Annotated in this window: 10 protein-coding genes and 1 pseudogene; 7 read left to right on the top strand and 4 right to left on the bottom strand. The window is 75.0% G+C overall.

The annotated features are described in order from the left end of the window. Window positions 1-214 precede the first annotated feature (214 nt). Together ACFXDJ_RS11255 and ACFXDJ_RS11250 are read left to right on the top strand one after the other, a co-directional pair. The gene (locus ACFXDJ_RS11255; RefSeq protein WP_384652820.1) at window positions 215-3,763 is read left to right on the top strand and encodes a serine protease; all 3,549 of its coding nucleotides are present in this window, start codon (window positions 215-217) and stop codon (window positions 3,761-3,763) included. A gap of 56 nt (window positions 3,764-3,819) precedes the next feature. Continuing rightward, complete coding sequence (locus ACFXDJ_RS11250; protein WP_384652817.1) at window positions 3,820-4,776, top strand: bifunctional riboflavin kinase/FAD synthetase; 957 nt, start codon at window positions 3,820-3,822, stop codon at window positions 4,774-4,776. An 82-nt stretch (window positions 4,777-4,858) separates the two neighbouring features. Here the strand turns inward: ACFXDJ_RS11250 and ACFXDJ_RS11245 are convergent, their stop codons facing one another. After that, on the bottom strand, window positions 4,859-6,652 hold the full coding sequence (locus ACFXDJ_RS11245) for a MinD/ParA family protein (RefSeq protein ID WP_384848949.1): 1,794 nt from the start codon (window positions 6,650-6,652) through the stop codon (window positions 4,859-4,861). Window positions 6,653-7,787: 1,135 nt separating this feature from the next. Here ACFXDJ_RS11245 and ACFXDJ_RS11240 point away from each other — a divergent pair. Next, entirely contained in the window at window positions 7,788-7,913 is a 126-nt protein-coding gene (locus tag ACFXDJ_RS11240; RefSeq protein WP_384652827.1) for a hypothetical protein, read from the top strand. Between the two features lie 23 nt (window positions 7,914-7,936). Here the strand turns inward: ACFXDJ_RS11240 and ACFXDJ_RS11235 are convergent. The 3 genes and pseudogenes from ACFXDJ_RS11235 to eccE all read right to left on the bottom strand — a co-directional run. Beyond that, window positions 7,937-8,014 (bottom strand): annotated as a pseudogene (locus tag ACFXDJ_RS11235) (hypothetical protein); the annotation flags it as partial. A gap of 354 nt (window positions 8,015-8,368) precedes the next feature. Further along, the gene (locus ACFXDJ_RS11230) at window positions 8,369-9,184 is read right to left on the bottom strand and encodes a hypothetical protein (protein WP_384652815.1); all 816 of its coding nucleotides are present in this window, start codon (window positions 9,182-9,184) and stop codon (window positions 8,369-8,371) included. Further along, the gene (gene eccE, locus ACFXDJ_RS11225) at window positions 9,181-10,470 is read right to left on the bottom strand and encodes a type VII secretion protein EccE (protein WP_384848894.1); all 1,290 of its coding nucleotides are present in this window, start codon (window positions 10,468-10,470) and stop codon (window positions 9,181-9,183) included. The genes ACFXDJ_RS11230 and eccE overlap by 4 nt, the downstream gene beginning before the upstream one ends. Before the next feature lie 261 nt (window positions 10,471-10,731). On the opposite strand from eccE, the gene eccB reads away from it, so the two are divergent. The 4 genes from eccB to ACFXDJ_RS11205 all read left to right on the top strand — a co-directional run bounded on the left by eccB (window position 10,732) and on the right by ACFXDJ_RS11205 (window position 14,532). Next, window positions 10,732-12,360, top strand: a complete 1,629-nt coding sequence (gene eccB, locus ACFXDJ_RS11220; protein ID WP_384652811.1) for a type VII secretion protein EccB — start codon at window positions 10,732-10,734, stop codon at window positions 12,358-12,360. After that, window positions 12,360-13,616 carry a type VII secretion-associated serine protease mycosin gene (mycP, locus tag ACFXDJ_RS11215; RefSeq protein ID WP_384848891.1) on the top strand — a complete coding sequence of 419 codons (1,257 nt, stop codon included), beginning with the start codon at window positions 12,360-12,362 and terminating at the stop codon, window positions 13,614-13,616. The genes eccB and mycP overlap by 1 nt, the downstream gene beginning before the upstream one ends. Before the next feature lie 216 nt (window positions 13,617-13,832). Next, window positions 13,833-14,177, top strand: coding sequence for a WXG100 family type VII secretion target (locus tag ACFXDJ_RS11210; RefSeq protein WP_384652807.1), 345 nt, complete (start codon window positions 13,833-13,835; stop codon window positions 14,175-14,177). 46 nt (window positions 14,178-14,223) lie between these two features. Beyond that, the gene (locus ACFXDJ_RS11205) at window positions 14,224-14,532 is read left to right on the top strand and encodes a WXG100 family type VII secretion target (RefSeq protein WP_384652805.1); all 309 of its coding nucleotides are present in this window, start codon (window positions 14,224-14,226) and stop codon (window positions 14,530-14,532) included. The last annotated feature ends 15 nt before the right edge of the window (window positions 14,533-14,547 follow it).

Genomic DNA, 14,547 nt, shown 5'->3' with positions numbered 1-14,547 from the left:
GAGCGGTGAGCGCACATGGACTGCTGCTCACCGCTCCACGACCCCCCTCGGGTAGGTCTCTATCCACCCGGACCCCTTTATTCACCCGTCCGAGCAGGCGCTCGGAGTGAATGGAGGGAGCGTAAGGGGGCGCTTTCGCCTCGCGTGCTTTTCCCGCTGATCTTCACCTGCCTACGGTCGTCACTACGGGGCGCTCGCGGCGGGGAGTGGTGCGGTGACGGCGGAACTGATCAGGATCTGCGATCTCGCCGGGCGGCCGCGGGGCAGCGGCTTCGTCGCCGACGACTGCGGGACGGTGGTGACCAGCCACGAGGCCGTGGACGGACTCTCCCGGCTGCTCCTGTGCGCGGCCGATCCCGATCCCGGGGCGGCGGAGCGGACGTGGCTGGCGGGGGCCTCGGATGTGACGGCCCTGCCGGAGCTCGGGCTGGCGCTCGTACGGAGCGACGGGCTCGGGGTACGGCCGCTGCCGGTGGCGCTGCGCGCGGAGATCGCCCCCGGGACCTACGTACGGCTGTGCGCGCGGGGATGGCGGCAGGCGCGGGTGCTGGGCGTGGCCGTGGCCGCGCATACGGCCGGGTGCCACGTGTTGCCGGCGGCCCTTGAGCTGGCCATCGGGACCGACGGGCAGGACGCGCTGAGACTGGGCGGGGAGGCTTGCGGGGGTCCCGTGCTCGATGCCGGAACCGGAGCGGTGCTCGCGGTTCTGGCCACCGCTCTGCGATCGGAGCACCGCTCCGGCGGGTTCGCGGTGCCGCTCGCGGCTGCCGCGGCCGCGGATCCCGGCGGGCCGCTCGCCGCACTGCTGCGGCGCAACGCCGCCACCGTGCCGGGCCACGGAGCCGACCTGAACCTCGCCGGGGTCCTCCAGCTCACCGGAACCACCCTGGGTGCGGCCTTCGCGGCACGGGGCCCGGAGCTGGTGGACCGCCCGGACACCGCCGCCGAACTGGACGCCTTCGCCACCGGGGACCGCCTGGTCCTGGCCCTGGTCGGCCTCCCCGGCACCGGCCGCACCACGGCCCTGTCGGCCCTGGCCCTGCGCCGCACCCGCGGCCCCCACCCGGCCCCCACCCTCTGGCTGCGCGGCGCCGACCTGCGGACCGGCGACACCTCCCTGGCCGACGCGGTGGCCCGCGCCCTGACGGAGGCGGGCCGCATCCTGTCGGTCCCGAGCCCCGAACCGGCGCCCTGGGCGACGGCCCCGGCTCCCCCCGCGGCAGCCTGGGCCGCGCCCTCGGCGACACCCAGAACGCCCACGACGGCGACTCCGCAGCCCGCTCAGCCGGTCGGCCCGACCGGTCCTTCGGCGACTCCGGAGGAGGCCACGGGGCCCGCGTCGGCGACGGTTCCGGCTGCGCCGACGGGGGCTTCGGCCGGTGCCGTTGCCGGTGCCGTTGCCGGTGCGGTTGCCGCGGTGGCGGCGGTGGCCGGGCGGGGGCTGCTCGTCGTGCTGGATTCGCCCGAGGAGATGCCGCCGAGGCTCGCGCACGGGCTCGGGCCGTGGACCGAGGCCACCGCCGGCTGGCTCCGGGAGGCCGGGGTCAGGCTGGTCCTCGCCGCGCGGCCCGAGCACTGGGAGTCGGCCGGGGCGCTGTACCCGCAGCAGCTGCTGCACGTCCCGGCCCGGCCGGCCCGGCGGATGCCGCCCGCGCTCCCGATCGGCGATCTCACCCCGGACGAGGCCGCACTGGCCCGGACCCGGCTGGGCATCCCGGCCGACGCGGTGGACGCCGCCGACGCCCGGCACCCGCTCACGCTGCGCCTGCTCGCGGACGTCCGCGCCGCCGGGGTCACCACCGGACGCCCGGCCCGCGACGAGGTCTTCGCAGCCCACCTGGACCTGCTGTGCCTGCGGATCGCCGTCCGCATCTGCGCCGCCCTCCCGGCGGCGGGGGAGGGGGCCGGGGTGTACGGGCCCGGGGTGGGGAGGCTGGCCGCGCGGGTGGCCGGCCGGGTGCACGAGGCCGCGCGGCGGTGCCTGGGCCCGGGACAGGGGCAGCTGGACCGGGCCGCCTTCGAAGAGCTCTTCCCGTGGCGCACCGGCTGGGCCTCCGCCGTGCTCACCGAGGGGCTGCTGGTGCCCGCCGGCGAGGGCTACCGCTTCGCGCACGAGGAACTCTCCGACTGGCTGCAATCGGGGCACCTGGACCTCCCCGCCGCCCTCGACACCTTGGACACCCTCGGCCGGGGCGTCCCCCGCCACCGCGTCGGCCCCGTGTTGGAAGCCCTGCTCCGGCTTCCGCGGGACGAGGCCGGGGCGGCGCTCGCGCGGCTCGTGGCCGTACTCGGCGGCGCCACCGATCCCGAGATCCGGTGGTGGGCGGGCCGGCTGGTGCGCGAGATCCTGCTCCGCGCCCCCGACGCCACCCCGCACCTCGCCGTCCTGCACGCCCTCGCCGAGCACGTGACCGAGGCGCGGGAGCAGGAGGACTTCGGCGGGTGGTTCTGGAACCGGCTGCGGCTGGCCGAAGCGGACCGGTTCGAGCTGTTGCGGCGGCTGACGGCCCGCGATCACCGGTACCTCGACGCCGCCGCCCGGCGGCTCGTCCGGGCGCCACGGCTCGTACAGCCGCTGCTCTGCGGCTGGTTCGCCGATGCGCGGCGGCTGCGCGGGCGGCCCGGGGCCACCGTAGCCACCGCCGCGCAGGCCCTCCTGCACACCCACCGGCAGCTCGCCGTCGACGATCTCGCCGAGGCGCTCGTCGCCGCCGCGCACCCCCGCGCCGACGAACTGCTCGCCGTGCTCGCCGAGGACGAGCCCTCCGCGCTCTGCCGGGCCGTGGACCGCTGGGCCCACGACGACCGGCCCGGCCGCCGGGTCGCGGCCGCCGCCTACGGGCTGCTCACCGCCCCGCACGTGCGCACCCCCGCCGACCGCGAGCTGCTGCGCTACGCCGCCGAGGCGCTGCTCGCCCGCCCCGACGACGCCACCCTGCACGGGAGCGCCCTCGGGATCCTGCTCCGCGACCCCGGGGCGCGGGCCCGCCACCTGCCCGACGCCCTCGCCTGCTTCCGCGACCCCGAGCGCCGTACGCGGCTGCCCGCCGCCGCGCTCGTCGCCGCGCTGCCCGTGCTGCCCGACCCGGACGCGGTGTTCGCGGCCCTGCGGGACCGGGCCGACGGGGAGGTGGTGCGCGCGCTGGCCGCGCTGACGACGCCTGGTCTCGCGCGCCGCGCGGGTGACCTCGTACGGGACCACCTGGCCCGGCACCCGCAGGACGCCGCGCACGCCGCCGAGTTCGTGCACCGGCGGCTCGAACAGGGCCTGGCCGCCGCCCCCGTGCTCCGCCCGCTCGTGCTGGAGCTGCTGCGCACCGGCCCGCCGGGGGTGCGGGCCGCGCTGGCCGCCGTACTGGCCGCGCCGGGGACGGAGGCCTCGTACACGCTCCGGGGCGAGCTGGCCGACGTACTGCTCCGCGAGGAGTGCGACCCGGCGGTGCTCGACGCGTTCCTGGGCGCGCTGGCGGCGGGGGCCGCCGAACGCCCGCGGGGACGCACCCGGGAGCTGCTGCGCCGCACCGGACGGCGGCTGCTGTACGTGCCCGGCGGGCCGGCCGTGTTCGAGCTGCGCACGGTGGAGCTGGCGCGGGCCGAACCGGCCTTCGGCTCGCTGGCCGCCCGCTGGCTGGCCGAGGCTCCGGCCGAGGCGGCGGCGCTGCTCGGGCCGGGTGCGCGCCGGACCGTGGAGACCCTCGGTCACAGCACGTCGCGGCAGGCCGAAGCCGATGATGGGCCCCGGCCACCGGCATGGCAGTCTTAGACCTGCAATCGGCAACCAGGACAGGGCCTAAACGGTTCGGGCGAGGAGCGGTCACAGTGCAGCGCTGGCGTGGCTTGGAGGACATCCCCCAGGACTGGGGACGCAGCGTCGTCACCATCGGCTCCTACGACGGCGTGCACCGGGGTCATCAGCTGATCATCGGACGGGCCGTGGCCAAGGCGCGCGAGCTGGGCGTTCCCTCCGTCGTCGTGACCTTCAGCCCGCACCCGAGCGAGGTCGTCCGCCCGGGCAGCCACCCGCCGATCCTGGCCCCCTACGACCGGCGCGCCGAACTGATGGCCGGGCTGGGCGTGGACGCGCTGCTGATCCTGCCCTTCACGGCGGAGTTCTCGCAGCTGTCCCCGGCCGACTTCATCGTGAAGGTGCTCGTCGACAAGCTGAACGCGCGCGCCGTCATCGAGGGCCCCAACTTCCGCTTCGGCCACAAGGCCGCGGGCAACGTCGAGTTCTTGCGCGAGCTGGGCGCCACCTACGACTACGAGGTCGAGGTCGTCGACCTGGTGGAGCGCGGCGTGGCGGGCGGCGGAGTGCCGTTCTCCTCCACGCTCGCCCGCAAGCTCGTGGCCCAGGGCGACATGGAGGGCGCGGCCGAGATCCTGGGCCGGCCGCACCGGGTCGAGGGCGTGGTGGTGCGCGGCGCGCAGCGCGGGCGCGAGCTCGGCTACCCGACGGCGAACGTCGAGACCCAGCCGCACACCGCGATCCCGGCGGACGGGGTGTACGCGGGCTGGCTGACGGCGGGCGGCGAGCGGATGCCGGCGGCGATCTCGGTGGGCACGAACCTGCAGTTCGACGCCACCGAGCGGACCGTCGAGGCGTACGCGATCGACCGGGTCGGCCTGGACCTGTACGGCATGCACGTGACCGTCGACTTCCTCGCCTACGTGCGGGGGATGGCGAAGTTCGAGTCGCTGGACGGGCTGTTGGAAGCGATCGCGGACGACGTGAAGCGCTCGCGGGTGCTGACGGATTCGTACGACGCGGAGCTCTGACGAGCGGGTGAACGGGTGAGGGCCCGTATCGTCCCCGGGATTCCGGGGACGGTACGGGCCCTCGTGCGTGTCCGGGCCGCGGTCAGCCGAGCCGGGGATCGCGCGGCGGCTGACCCGGCTGACCCGGCTGACCCGGCTGCTGCGGGGCCTGCTGGGGCCAGGGCTGGCCGGGGGTCGGGTAGGGCTGCTGCTGGGCGTACGGCTGGGGCGGCTGCGGGGGCTGGGCGTAGGGACCGCCGGGCTGGGGCTGCTGAGGCTGCTGGGGTTGTCCCGGCTGCGGCTGTGCTTGCTGCGGCTGGGCCCAGTGGTTCTGGTGGGGTGCCTGCTGCTGCGCGCGGACGAAGTCCTCGGCGACCAGGGCGGAGAGGTTGAAGTACGCCTCGCGCGTCTTGGGCCGCAGGAGGTCGAGGTCGACCTCCGCGCCGGCCGCGAGGTGGTCGTCGAAGGGGACCACGACGACACCGCGGCAGCGGGTCTCGAAGTGCCGGACGATGTCCTCAACCTTGATCATCTTGGCGGTCTCGCGGACCCCGGAGATCACCGTGAGGGAGCGCGAGACGAGATCCGCGTACCCGTGCGCGGAGAGCCAGTCCAGGGTGGTGCTGGCGCTGCTCGCCCCGTCCACGGACGGGGTGGAGATGATGATCAGCTGATCGGCCAGGTCCAGGACCCCGCGCATCGCGGAGTAGAGGAGGCCGGTGCCCGAGTCGGTGAGGATGATCGGGTACTGGCGGCCGAGCGTCTCTATGACGCGGCGGTAGTCCTCGTCGTTGAAGGTCGTGGACACGGCCGGGTCGACGTCGTTGGCGATGATCTCCAGGCCCGAGGGGGCCTGGGAGGTGTACCGCCGGATGTCCATGTACGAGTTGAGGTACGGGATCGCCTGGACCAGGTCCCGGATCGTGGCGCCGGTCTCACGGCGCACGCGGCGGCCGAGGGTTCCGGCGTCGGGGTTCGCGTCGATGGCCAGGATCTTGTCCTGGCGCTCGGTGGCGAGGGTGGCGCCGAGGGCGGTGGTGGTCGTGGTCTTGCCGACGCCGCCCTTGAGGCTGATGACGGCGATGCGGTAGCAGGAGGTGACCGGGGTCCGGATCAGCTCCAGCTTGCGCCGCCGCTCGGCTTCGGCCGCCTTGCCGCCGAATCGGAACAGGCCGCCGCCGGCCGCGTTGTTGCCGCTCTTCGGCTTCTGCTTGCCGCGGAGCAGGCGGTCGGAGGACAGCTCGACGGCGGCGGTGTAGCCGAGCGGGGCGCCGCCGTTGCCTCCGGCGGGCTGGGCGGCGGTGTAGCGGGGGTCGTGACCCGGCTGGGGACCCTGCGGGCCGTGCGGCCACTGGGCGCCGGTGCGGGGGTCGGTGTACGGGGCCGGGGCGGGTGCGGGTGCCTCCGGCGGCTGGGGCTGGGGCTGGGGCTGGGGCTGGTACGCGTGCGCCGGGGCCACCTCGGGCGACTGGGGGGCGTACGGCTGCGGCTGCGCGGGCGGGAACCCGTAGCCGTCCTGAGGCGCCTGCACGGCATGCGGCTGCTGCGCGGGCGGGGGGAACCCGTACCCGGCGGGCTGCTGCGGAGCCGGGGGCGGGAACCCGTAGCCGTCCTGCGGTGCCTGCGGCGGCTGCGTCTGCTGCGGGGCGGGCGGGAACCCGTAGCCGGCGGGCTGCGGCGCGGTGGAGGCCGGGAACTCCGGCGGCAGCGTCGGCAGTCCGGGGCCGGGCACCGCGTCCCGGGGCTCCGGGAGGACCCCGGCGGGGGAGTCCTGCACCGGGGCGGATCCCCCGAACGGGTTCTCCGCCAAGGAGGTCGGAACGACCGTCCCCTGGGCGGGAGTAGGCGTCCGCACGGGCCAGGGCGCGCCGGTCGCCGGGGCGGCGGCTTCGGGCACGGCCCCGACCGGAGCCTGCCCGGGGAAGGCCCCGGCCGCGGAATCGGCCGAGGGGCCACCCGGGTACGCCGGACCGACCGCGTCGGCCGGACCGCCCTGCGGCGCCGCCGCCGGGTACGTAGCTACGGGTGCGCCCTGAGCCGGACCGGCCGCAGCCGTGGCATCGGGCAGGGACCCGCCCTGGTGGGAAGGCGCCGCGTCGGCCGGGGCCTGGCCCGGGACCGAGGCCGCGTCGGCGGGGGCTGCGCCGGGGTGCGGCGCCGCATTCGCCGGGGCCTGGCCCGCGTGGGGTGCGGCGTCGGCAGGGGTGGCGCCCAGGTACGGCACCGAGTCGGCCGGGGCCTGGCTCGGGTACGAGGCGGAGTCGGCCGGGGCGGCGCTCGGGTAGGACGCTGCATTCGCCGGGGCCTGGCCCGCGTGGGGTGTCGCGTCGGCCGGGGCCTGGTTCGGGTACGGCACCGCGTCGACGGGGGGCGAACCCGGGTACGGCGCTGCGTTCGCCGGGGTCGTGCCCGTGTAGGGCGCTGCGTTTGCCGAGTCCTGGCCCGCGTGGGGTGCGGCGTCGGCCGGGGCTTGGCCCGGGTGGGAGGCCACGTCTGCCGGGGTCTGGCCCGGGTGGGAGGCCACGTCTGCCGGGGTCTGGCCCGGGTGGGAGGCCGCGTCAGCGGGGGCTGAGCCCGGGTACGGCGCTGCGTTCGCCGAGGTCTGGCCCGCGAGGGGTGTCGCGTCGGCCGGGGCTGCACCCGGTTGCGCCGGGGTCGCGCCGGGGTACGGCACCGCGTCGGCCGGGGCCTGGACCGGGTGCGAGGCCGCGTCGGCCGAGGCTGCGCCCGGGTGCGCCGGGGTCACGCCGGGGTGGGGCACCGCGTCGGCCTGGGCTGCGCCCGGGTGCGGCATCGCGTCGGCCTGGGCCTGGCCCTGGTAGGGCGCTGCGGTCGCCGGGGTCTGGCCCGCGTGCGGAGCAGGGGCGGCGGGAGCAGGGGCCGCGGTGCCCGTGCTCGGGGCTCCGTACGGCGGCGCCGAGTGGGTCGGCGCCGGCTGTGCGGGTGCGTAGGCCGGGGTGGTGGGGTGCGGGGTGTTCAGGTGGGGCGCCGGGGGGTCCGACGGGGTGCGGGGGGCCGGCGGAGCGACGCGCATGGTCGGTGGAGCGGCCTGGTCCGACGGCCGGTGGGGCTCGAAGCCGCTGCCCTCGGGCAGGCCCGGGACCGCCGTGGCGGCCGGAGCCGCGGCGCCCTGGGTGTACCAGGCCGGCGGCGTGTAGTCGATGGTGAACTCGCCCGTCAGCTCGGACTCCGCGTCGGACTGATCGTCCGTCGGGACGTCCCACGTCCCGCCGTGCCTCTCGTGCCGATCGCCGCTCACTGGTCCTCCTGGTCTATCGAACGCTGGTCCGGCGCCTACCACCACGCCACGCCGACGCTCAGCCTAATCGCGCCGCGCAGCCGGTATCCGCCCCCGTCGGCCCGTTCCGCGAGGGAGACCACGGGACGTGGGCCGCTTCCATCCTGCCGGCCCGGCGGCAGTCGCACCGGGCGGTCGCCCCACGCACCGCCCCACCCGGGCCGGAGCCGTTCCACCTGTTCACGGCCCGCCCGTGGTGCACCGTCCCCCGTGAGGCTGAATCTCAGCCCAGCCCGGGGAGCCGGGGAGCACGGCCCCGTCCCACGACCCGGCCAGGGCAACGGCCGCAGACGGCTCAGACGGGATCAGACGGTCTCAGTCGATCCGGCGCGCCGGACCCAGCAGCCCCGTCTCCGTGTCCGTCGGCTGGGTCATCACGAACTGCCGGTCCAGCGCGTTGCACCACAGCGTCACCCCGTCGCCCAGCGTCGGCAGCGATTCCACCGCCCCGGAAGGCAGCCGCATCAGCCGGCCGATCTGCTCCGCCTCGTCGGGGGAGACCCGCTGGACGCCCACCAGGGAGGAGTTCCGCAGCAGCCGCGGGGCCGTCGGGCTCAGGTACGGGAGCAGGGTCAGCACGGACTGCCAGGGGCCCGCCGCCACCCGCCCGCGCGGCGGACGCATCCCGCAGTCGCGGATCACCAGCACCGGGCTGCCCGCCGAGGCGCCCTGGGGCGGTACCCGCCCCACGTCGTGCAGGGTCACGCACTGCTGACCGCCGCCCGCCGCCTGGGCGAGGCCCGACCAGACCTGGCCGCGGCCGGTCTCCACCGCCACCCGCGCGCCCGTGGCCGCCGCCCGCAGCGCCAGGACCTGCGCCGTCCACAGGCCGCCGACCAGCGTCACCTCGTACGGCACCGGCCGGTTGATCCCGAGGACCGCCGGCCGGCCCTGCGCGTCCACGCCGATGACGACCCCGTCGTCCCCGACCGGCAGCGCCAGCGCCTCCAGGTCCGCCGCGGCGACCACGTGCCGCTCCCTGCGCGGGCCCACCAGGCCGAAGCCGCCCCGGGTCGACACCCGCGCCGCGACCTCCGCCGAGGCCCGCGCCGGGCGTTCGGCCCGGCGCTCGGCGGAAGGCTCCGCCGAGCCCCGCGCCCTGCGCCTCGTAGATCCGCCAGAGCCCCTCATCGTGCTCCTCCCAGCGGCAGCGAGGCCAGCAGCCCCGGCACCTGTTCCCGGTCCAGCCGCACCAGCCCGGCCTTCACGCCCCGGGCCGTCTGTTCCAATCCGCGCCGGGCGGTGACCAGTTCCTCGTCGCTGCGCCCAGTGACCCGGACGTGCCCGGTCAGCGTCACCTCGTGCCGCGCGGCCGGGGTCATCGTCAGGCTGAAGTTCGTCGCCAGCGCCGGCAGCGAGGTCAGCAGCGCCACGAACTGCGGAAGTCCCGCGCCGGAGCCGCCCAGTTGCGGCCAGCGGCTGATCCAGTAGGTGGTGTGGCGGCGGTCGTCGCAGCGCCAGGTCCGCGCGGTCTCCTCGGTGCGCCGGCCCGTGGCCGCCGACCGGCCCGCCTGGGTGATCGCCATCGGGTTCGCGCACGAGGAGGTGGCCAGCGCGCCCGTCAGCTCCTGCTCCGTCAGCACGGTCGCCGTGAATCCGGCGCCCGCCAGCCGGCTCGCCAGCTGGTCCGCCGCCCGGACCAGGCACCGCTGCGCGCCGATCAGCCCGCCACCGCGTGCGGTGACCGCCTCGGGGCACAGCTCCGGGTCCAGCTTGAGCGCGATCCACGTGATCCGCACCGCCGGGCTTCCCGTCATGGCCTGGAGCGGCGCGTAGTTGCGCGTGGCCATCGACTGGGCCGGCAGGTGCGGGGCCGGCGCGGGCTGCGTGTGCTGCACCAGCTGCGCCGACTCCAGCCGGATGCCGTCCACTTCGAGCACGTCCCGTACGAGGGCCAGCGGCAGCGGCCGCGCAGCCCGGTCGGGCCGCAGTGCGGTGGAGTCCATGTCCACCTGGACGACCGCGGTCAGGAAGGTGCCGTCGCCGACCATGCCGACGGGCCGCCGGTCCCGGCCGCGCTCCCGCTCGCGCTCGCTGAACGTGAGGGTCCGCAGCGCCGGATCGGCCTCGACGAGCGGGGCCAGCCCCGGCTCGGTGCCCGCCGGCACGGCGGTGGCGTCGGCCCGTCGGCGGCGCGCGCGCAGGGCGAGGGCGCCGCCGATCCACTCGGGCAGCGAGCGCCGGTGCCTGCGTACGACCGCGAGGACCACGAGGACCAGTGCGAGCACACCGGCGGGAACCAGCAGCAGCGGTTCCACCACCCAGGCCACCAGCAGTACGGCCGCGGCGACTTGGAGGAGTACGAGTTGTTGCAATCGGAACGGTCCGAACCGTCCCGGGCTGGACTCCGGATACGGAGTCACCCCGGCGCGCGCGGGTGCGGGCGCCCCGGCCCGCGGCCTCACAGCAGTGGCCATCACTCGCGCACCTCCCCTTTCGAGGGCTCGGACCCCTGAGTCCGGGCGTCATGCGCGACAGCCGGCCGCTTGACCCCGGAATCTCCCCAATCCGCCCCAACACCCCTTGTTTCCCCCGGTGCGGAAGGCGTGGAGCGGCTGCCTCAGCCTACCCGGCCCCTGCCTACCCTCCGTCAAGAGGCATAGTAGGTGGCCGGTCGGACAATCGAGGCCCGGAGACCGTATCCACCGACCGGGCCGTGCGGGGAGAAGCAGGCGGCCATGGCATCACGACGTGACGAGCTCAACGCGTACACCTTTGCGAAGCGACGCACGGTGGCCGCGTTCCTTCAGCCTTCCGCCACCGGCACCGAAGAGGGCGCGCCGCGGCCGCTGCGCGCCGTCCTGCCCGGTGTGGTGACGGCGGCGGTCGTCCTCGCGGCCTTCGGCGCCTGGGGCATGTTCAAGCCGACGGCCCCCAAGGGCTGGGACACCCCCGGAGCCCAGGTGATCGTCGGCACGCAGTCGACGACCCGGTACGTCGTCCTGACGACCAAGATCGACGGCAAGGACCAGGTCCGGCTGCACCCCGTCCTGAACCTCGCGTCCGCCCGGCTGCTGCTCGACCCCGGCAAGGTCAAGAACAAGGTCGTCCAGGTCGACGACAAGGTGCTGGACGCGGGCAAGCTGCCGCGCGGCCCCATCATCGGCATCCCCTACGCCCCCGACCGGCTGCCCGCCCCCGAGGAAGCCGGCAAGGCCAAGCGCTGGGCGGTCTGCCAGCAGCCGGGCGGCAACGGCCGGGGCGTGCAGACCGCCACCTTCGTCCTCGCCGACCGCGAGGCGAAGCTGATGGACGACGAACGCCGGCTCTCCGACACCCAGGCGCTGTACGTCCAGAGCAGCGGCCCGGGCAAGGCCCGGTTCCTGGTCGACGCGGCGGGCACGAAGTACAAGTTCCCCGAGGGCACCCCGGACGCGAACACCATGACCAACGCCCTGGTCGGAGGCAGCGCCCTCCCGCAGCCGGTCACCGACGAGTGGCTGGCCACCCTCAACTCCGGCGACGACCTCTCCTTCCCGCCGCTGCCCAGCGGCAAGTCCGGTACCCCCGCCGGGGTCAAGGGCCTGTCCAGCGCGGACGACAAGGTCGGCATGGTGCTCAAGGCCGTGACCGGCTCCGGCACGCAGCACTACCTGGTGGTGCCCGGCAAGGTGGTGCCCGTCTCCGACTTCGTCGCCTGGCTGATGATCTCCTCGCCCGCGACCGAGGGGCTCGCCATGCACGGCAAGCCCCACGAGGTGGACCTCCAGTCCATCAACCCGGATCCCGTCTTCTTCAAGGGCGACGCGAAGTGGCCGCAGAAGAAGACCGACCGGATCAACGAGGTCCGCGCCGCCGGAGCCACCTCCACCACCGGCGCCGACGACGCCCGCGACACGGTGTGCAGCGTCCTGCGCTCGGTCGACGGCCAGGGCAACCAGACGCTGAGCACCTGGGCGGGCACCGGCTTCCCCGTCGACATCACCGCCAGCGGTACGAGCGCCTACGTCACCCCGGGCACGGGCCTGCTCTACACCCAGGCGCAGGGCCGCCAGACCACCGCGGGCGGCGCCCTCTTCCTCGTCACCGACACCGGACTGCGGTACGCGGTCCAGGCCAACGGCGACAGCGACGCCGCCCAGCCTTCGCCCGGAGCGAGCGGGCCGAGCGGGTCACCCAGCGCATCCGCCGCCCCCGGCACGACCGGGCAGACCACCTCCGACGGCCGCCCCGCGCCCAGCCAGGCCCAGGCCCGGCTCGGCTACGGGGGCGTGGTCCCGGTGACGGTGCCCATCGCGTGGTCGGAGTTCCTGTCCAAGGGGCCGCGCCTCGACAGCAACGCCGCCCGCCAGCCGCAGGGCTCCTGATGGGCGGCGCCACGAAGCGGGCACCGAAGCCCGCCGCCCTCGCCCTGCTCGCGGCCGCCGCCCTCGCGCTGGCCGCCGCGCCGCCGCAGTCCTCGTACGAGGGCGGGCGCGAGGCCCCGTACCCGCTGCGCCTGGCGGGCGCCGGTGAGTGCACCTTCCCCATGAAGAAGCAGATCGAGGACCGCCCCTGGGCGCTCCAGCGGCTGCTGCTCGACGAGCTCTGGGCGGATACCAAGGGCCGGACCAAGGACGGCAAGAGCGTGCGCGTCGCCGTCATCGACACCGGGGTCGACCGGGTGAACCCGCAGCTCAGCGATGCCCTCGACATCGGCGCAGGCCGGGACTTCCTCGATCCCAAGGGCGACGGCACCACCGACACCGTCGGGCACGGCACCAAGGTCGCCGGGCTGATCGCGGGCCGCGCGAAGCCCGGTACCGGCTTCGTCGGCATCGCCCCCGAGGCCACGATCATCCCGGTCCGGCAGAACGACGGGCAGGGCGCCGGCAACGCCGGGACCCTCGCCGAGGCGGTCAAGCACGCGGTGGGCAAGGGTGCGCAGATCATCAACATCTCGCAGGACACCGACGTACCGCTCAGCCAGGACTCCGCCCTCGGCCAGGAGATCAAGAAGGCGGTCGAGGCGAACGTCGTCGTCATCGCCTCGGCGGGCAACGACGGCCTGAGCGGCCAGAAGCGCCCCACCTACCCGGCGGCCTTCCCCGGCGTCCTGGCGGTCGGCTCCTCGGACCGCAACAACGAGCGGGCCGCCTTCTCCCAGCCCGGCTCCTTCATCGGGATCGCGGCCCCCGGCGTGGACATGGTCTCCACCGTCCCCGGCTTCGGCCAGTGCGTGGACAACGGCACCAGTTTCTCCGCGCCCTACGTCGCCGGGGTCGCGGCCCTGGTGCGCGCCAAGCACCCGCAGTGGTCGGCCCAGGAGGTGATCTGGCAGCTCCAGAACACCGCCGAGCGCTCCGTCAACGGCCACGACGACTACGTGGGCTGGGGCGTGGTCGACCCGGTCCGCGCGCTGAGCCAGGACCACGAGACGCCCAAGGCGCCCGTCCCGGACGCGGGTCCGCCCCCGGCGGCGGCCCCGGAACCGGCCGCGATGCGGACGAGCGAGACGGCCCAGGAGCGCGACGAGCGCCTCGGGACCTACGCTCTGGGAATCGGCGGCGTGTTCATCGCGGTGATCGCGGGGGCGGCGACGGTGGTCCGGGATGCCCGGAACCGAAGGCGCCGTTTGCAGTGAACAGTCACGGTTCTGCTACCGATCCCGAAGAGCGGTGTTGGGTAGGGCCGGTGAACTGACTAAAGTGATCGCAGGCTTCACGACTGTGATCGGGGATGTGGCGTGAAGCGGAGGGGGACTCCGGGGGTACGTGGCTGAAAACCGTACCTCCGAGCTGCCGCTCCGCCGTGCGATCCGCCGGTTCTGTCTGGTGAATTGAGAATTGAGGAGCTTCGGATGACCAATAATTTCGGACTCGCTGATGACCCGGTCAAGCAAGCGATGAACAAGATCTCGGAGACGGGCGACAGCGTCACCCGGCAGTCCCGAGAGCTGGCCGACATCCTCGCCACCGTCAGCGCCGGCTGGACCGGTACGGGTGCGTCGGGGTTCACCTCCGCGCAGACGGTCGTCAACGAGGACCACGACGAGATCCGCCGGCTGCTCGGCGTCCTGTACAACGCCGTCTCGCAGACCAAGAACCTGAGCAACGCGCAGGACGACGACGTGGTCTCGGCGTTCCAGGCGGTCAAGGCCGCCAGCGGCGGCGGTGGCAACACCTCGGCCCTCAACGGAATCTGACCGTTTCCTCTAACCACCTGCCCCGCCCCGTGCGAAGGAGAAGAACATGACTGCGAACGACGGGCACACCAAGGTCCGGTACGAGAGCGTCCAGGTGATGGCGGACCGCATCCGCATCGTCTCGGACAACATCAAGAAGGACCTCGACGAGATGGGTGCGGCCCTGACGGTCGTCACCGACACCTGGGACGGCGAGGCGCACCAGCAGTACATCGAGCTGCAGCGCAAGTACAACGGCAAGGCCGACCACATGCGCGCCACGCTGCGCCAGGTCGCCGACCTCATCGAGCGCGGCAAGAACGACTACCGCGCCACCGACGTGAAGGCCTCGCGCCTGTTCACCGAGGCCTACTGAGCCCGGCGGTACGCC

The sequence above is a fragment of the Streptomyces sp. NPDC059443 genome (assembly GCF_042750105.1).
GTDB lineage: Bacteria > Actinomycetota > Actinomycetes > Streptomycetales > Streptomycetaceae > Streptomyces.
This window is presented reverse-complemented; position numbering and strand designations above follow the sequence as displayed.

What these genes read in the sequence shown, in the direction of transcription:
- eccE (WP_384848894.1), bottom strand. Translation starts at nt 10,470, where the DNA reads ATGGCCACTGCTGTGAGGCCGCGGGCCGGGGCGCCCGCACCCGCGCGC.
- eccB (WP_384652811.1), top strand. Translation starts at nt 10,732, where the DNA reads ATGGCATCACGACGTGACGAGCTCAACGCGTACACCTTTGCGAAGCGA.
- ACFXDJ_RS11210 (WP_384652807.1), top strand. Translation starts at nt 13,833, where the DNA reads ATGACCAATAATTTCGGACTCGCTGATGACCCGGTCAAGCAAGCGATG.
- mycP (WP_384848891.1), top strand. Translation starts at nt 12,360, where the DNA reads ATGGGCGGCGCCACGAAGCGGGCACCGAAGCCCGCCGCCCTCGCCCTG.
- ACFXDJ_RS11240 (WP_384652827.1), top strand. Translation starts at nt 7,788, where the DNA reads ATGGTCGGTGGAGCGGCCTGGTCCGACGGCCGGTGGGGCTCGAAGCCG.
- ACFXDJ_RS11230 (WP_384652815.1), bottom strand. Translation starts at nt 9,184, where the DNA reads ATGAGGGGCTCTGGCGGATCTACGAGGCGCAGGGCGCGGGGCTCGGCG.
- ACFXDJ_RS11205 (WP_384652805.1), top strand. Translation starts at nt 14,224, where the DNA reads ATGACTGCGAACGACGGGCACACCAAGGTCCGGTACGAGAGCGTCCAG.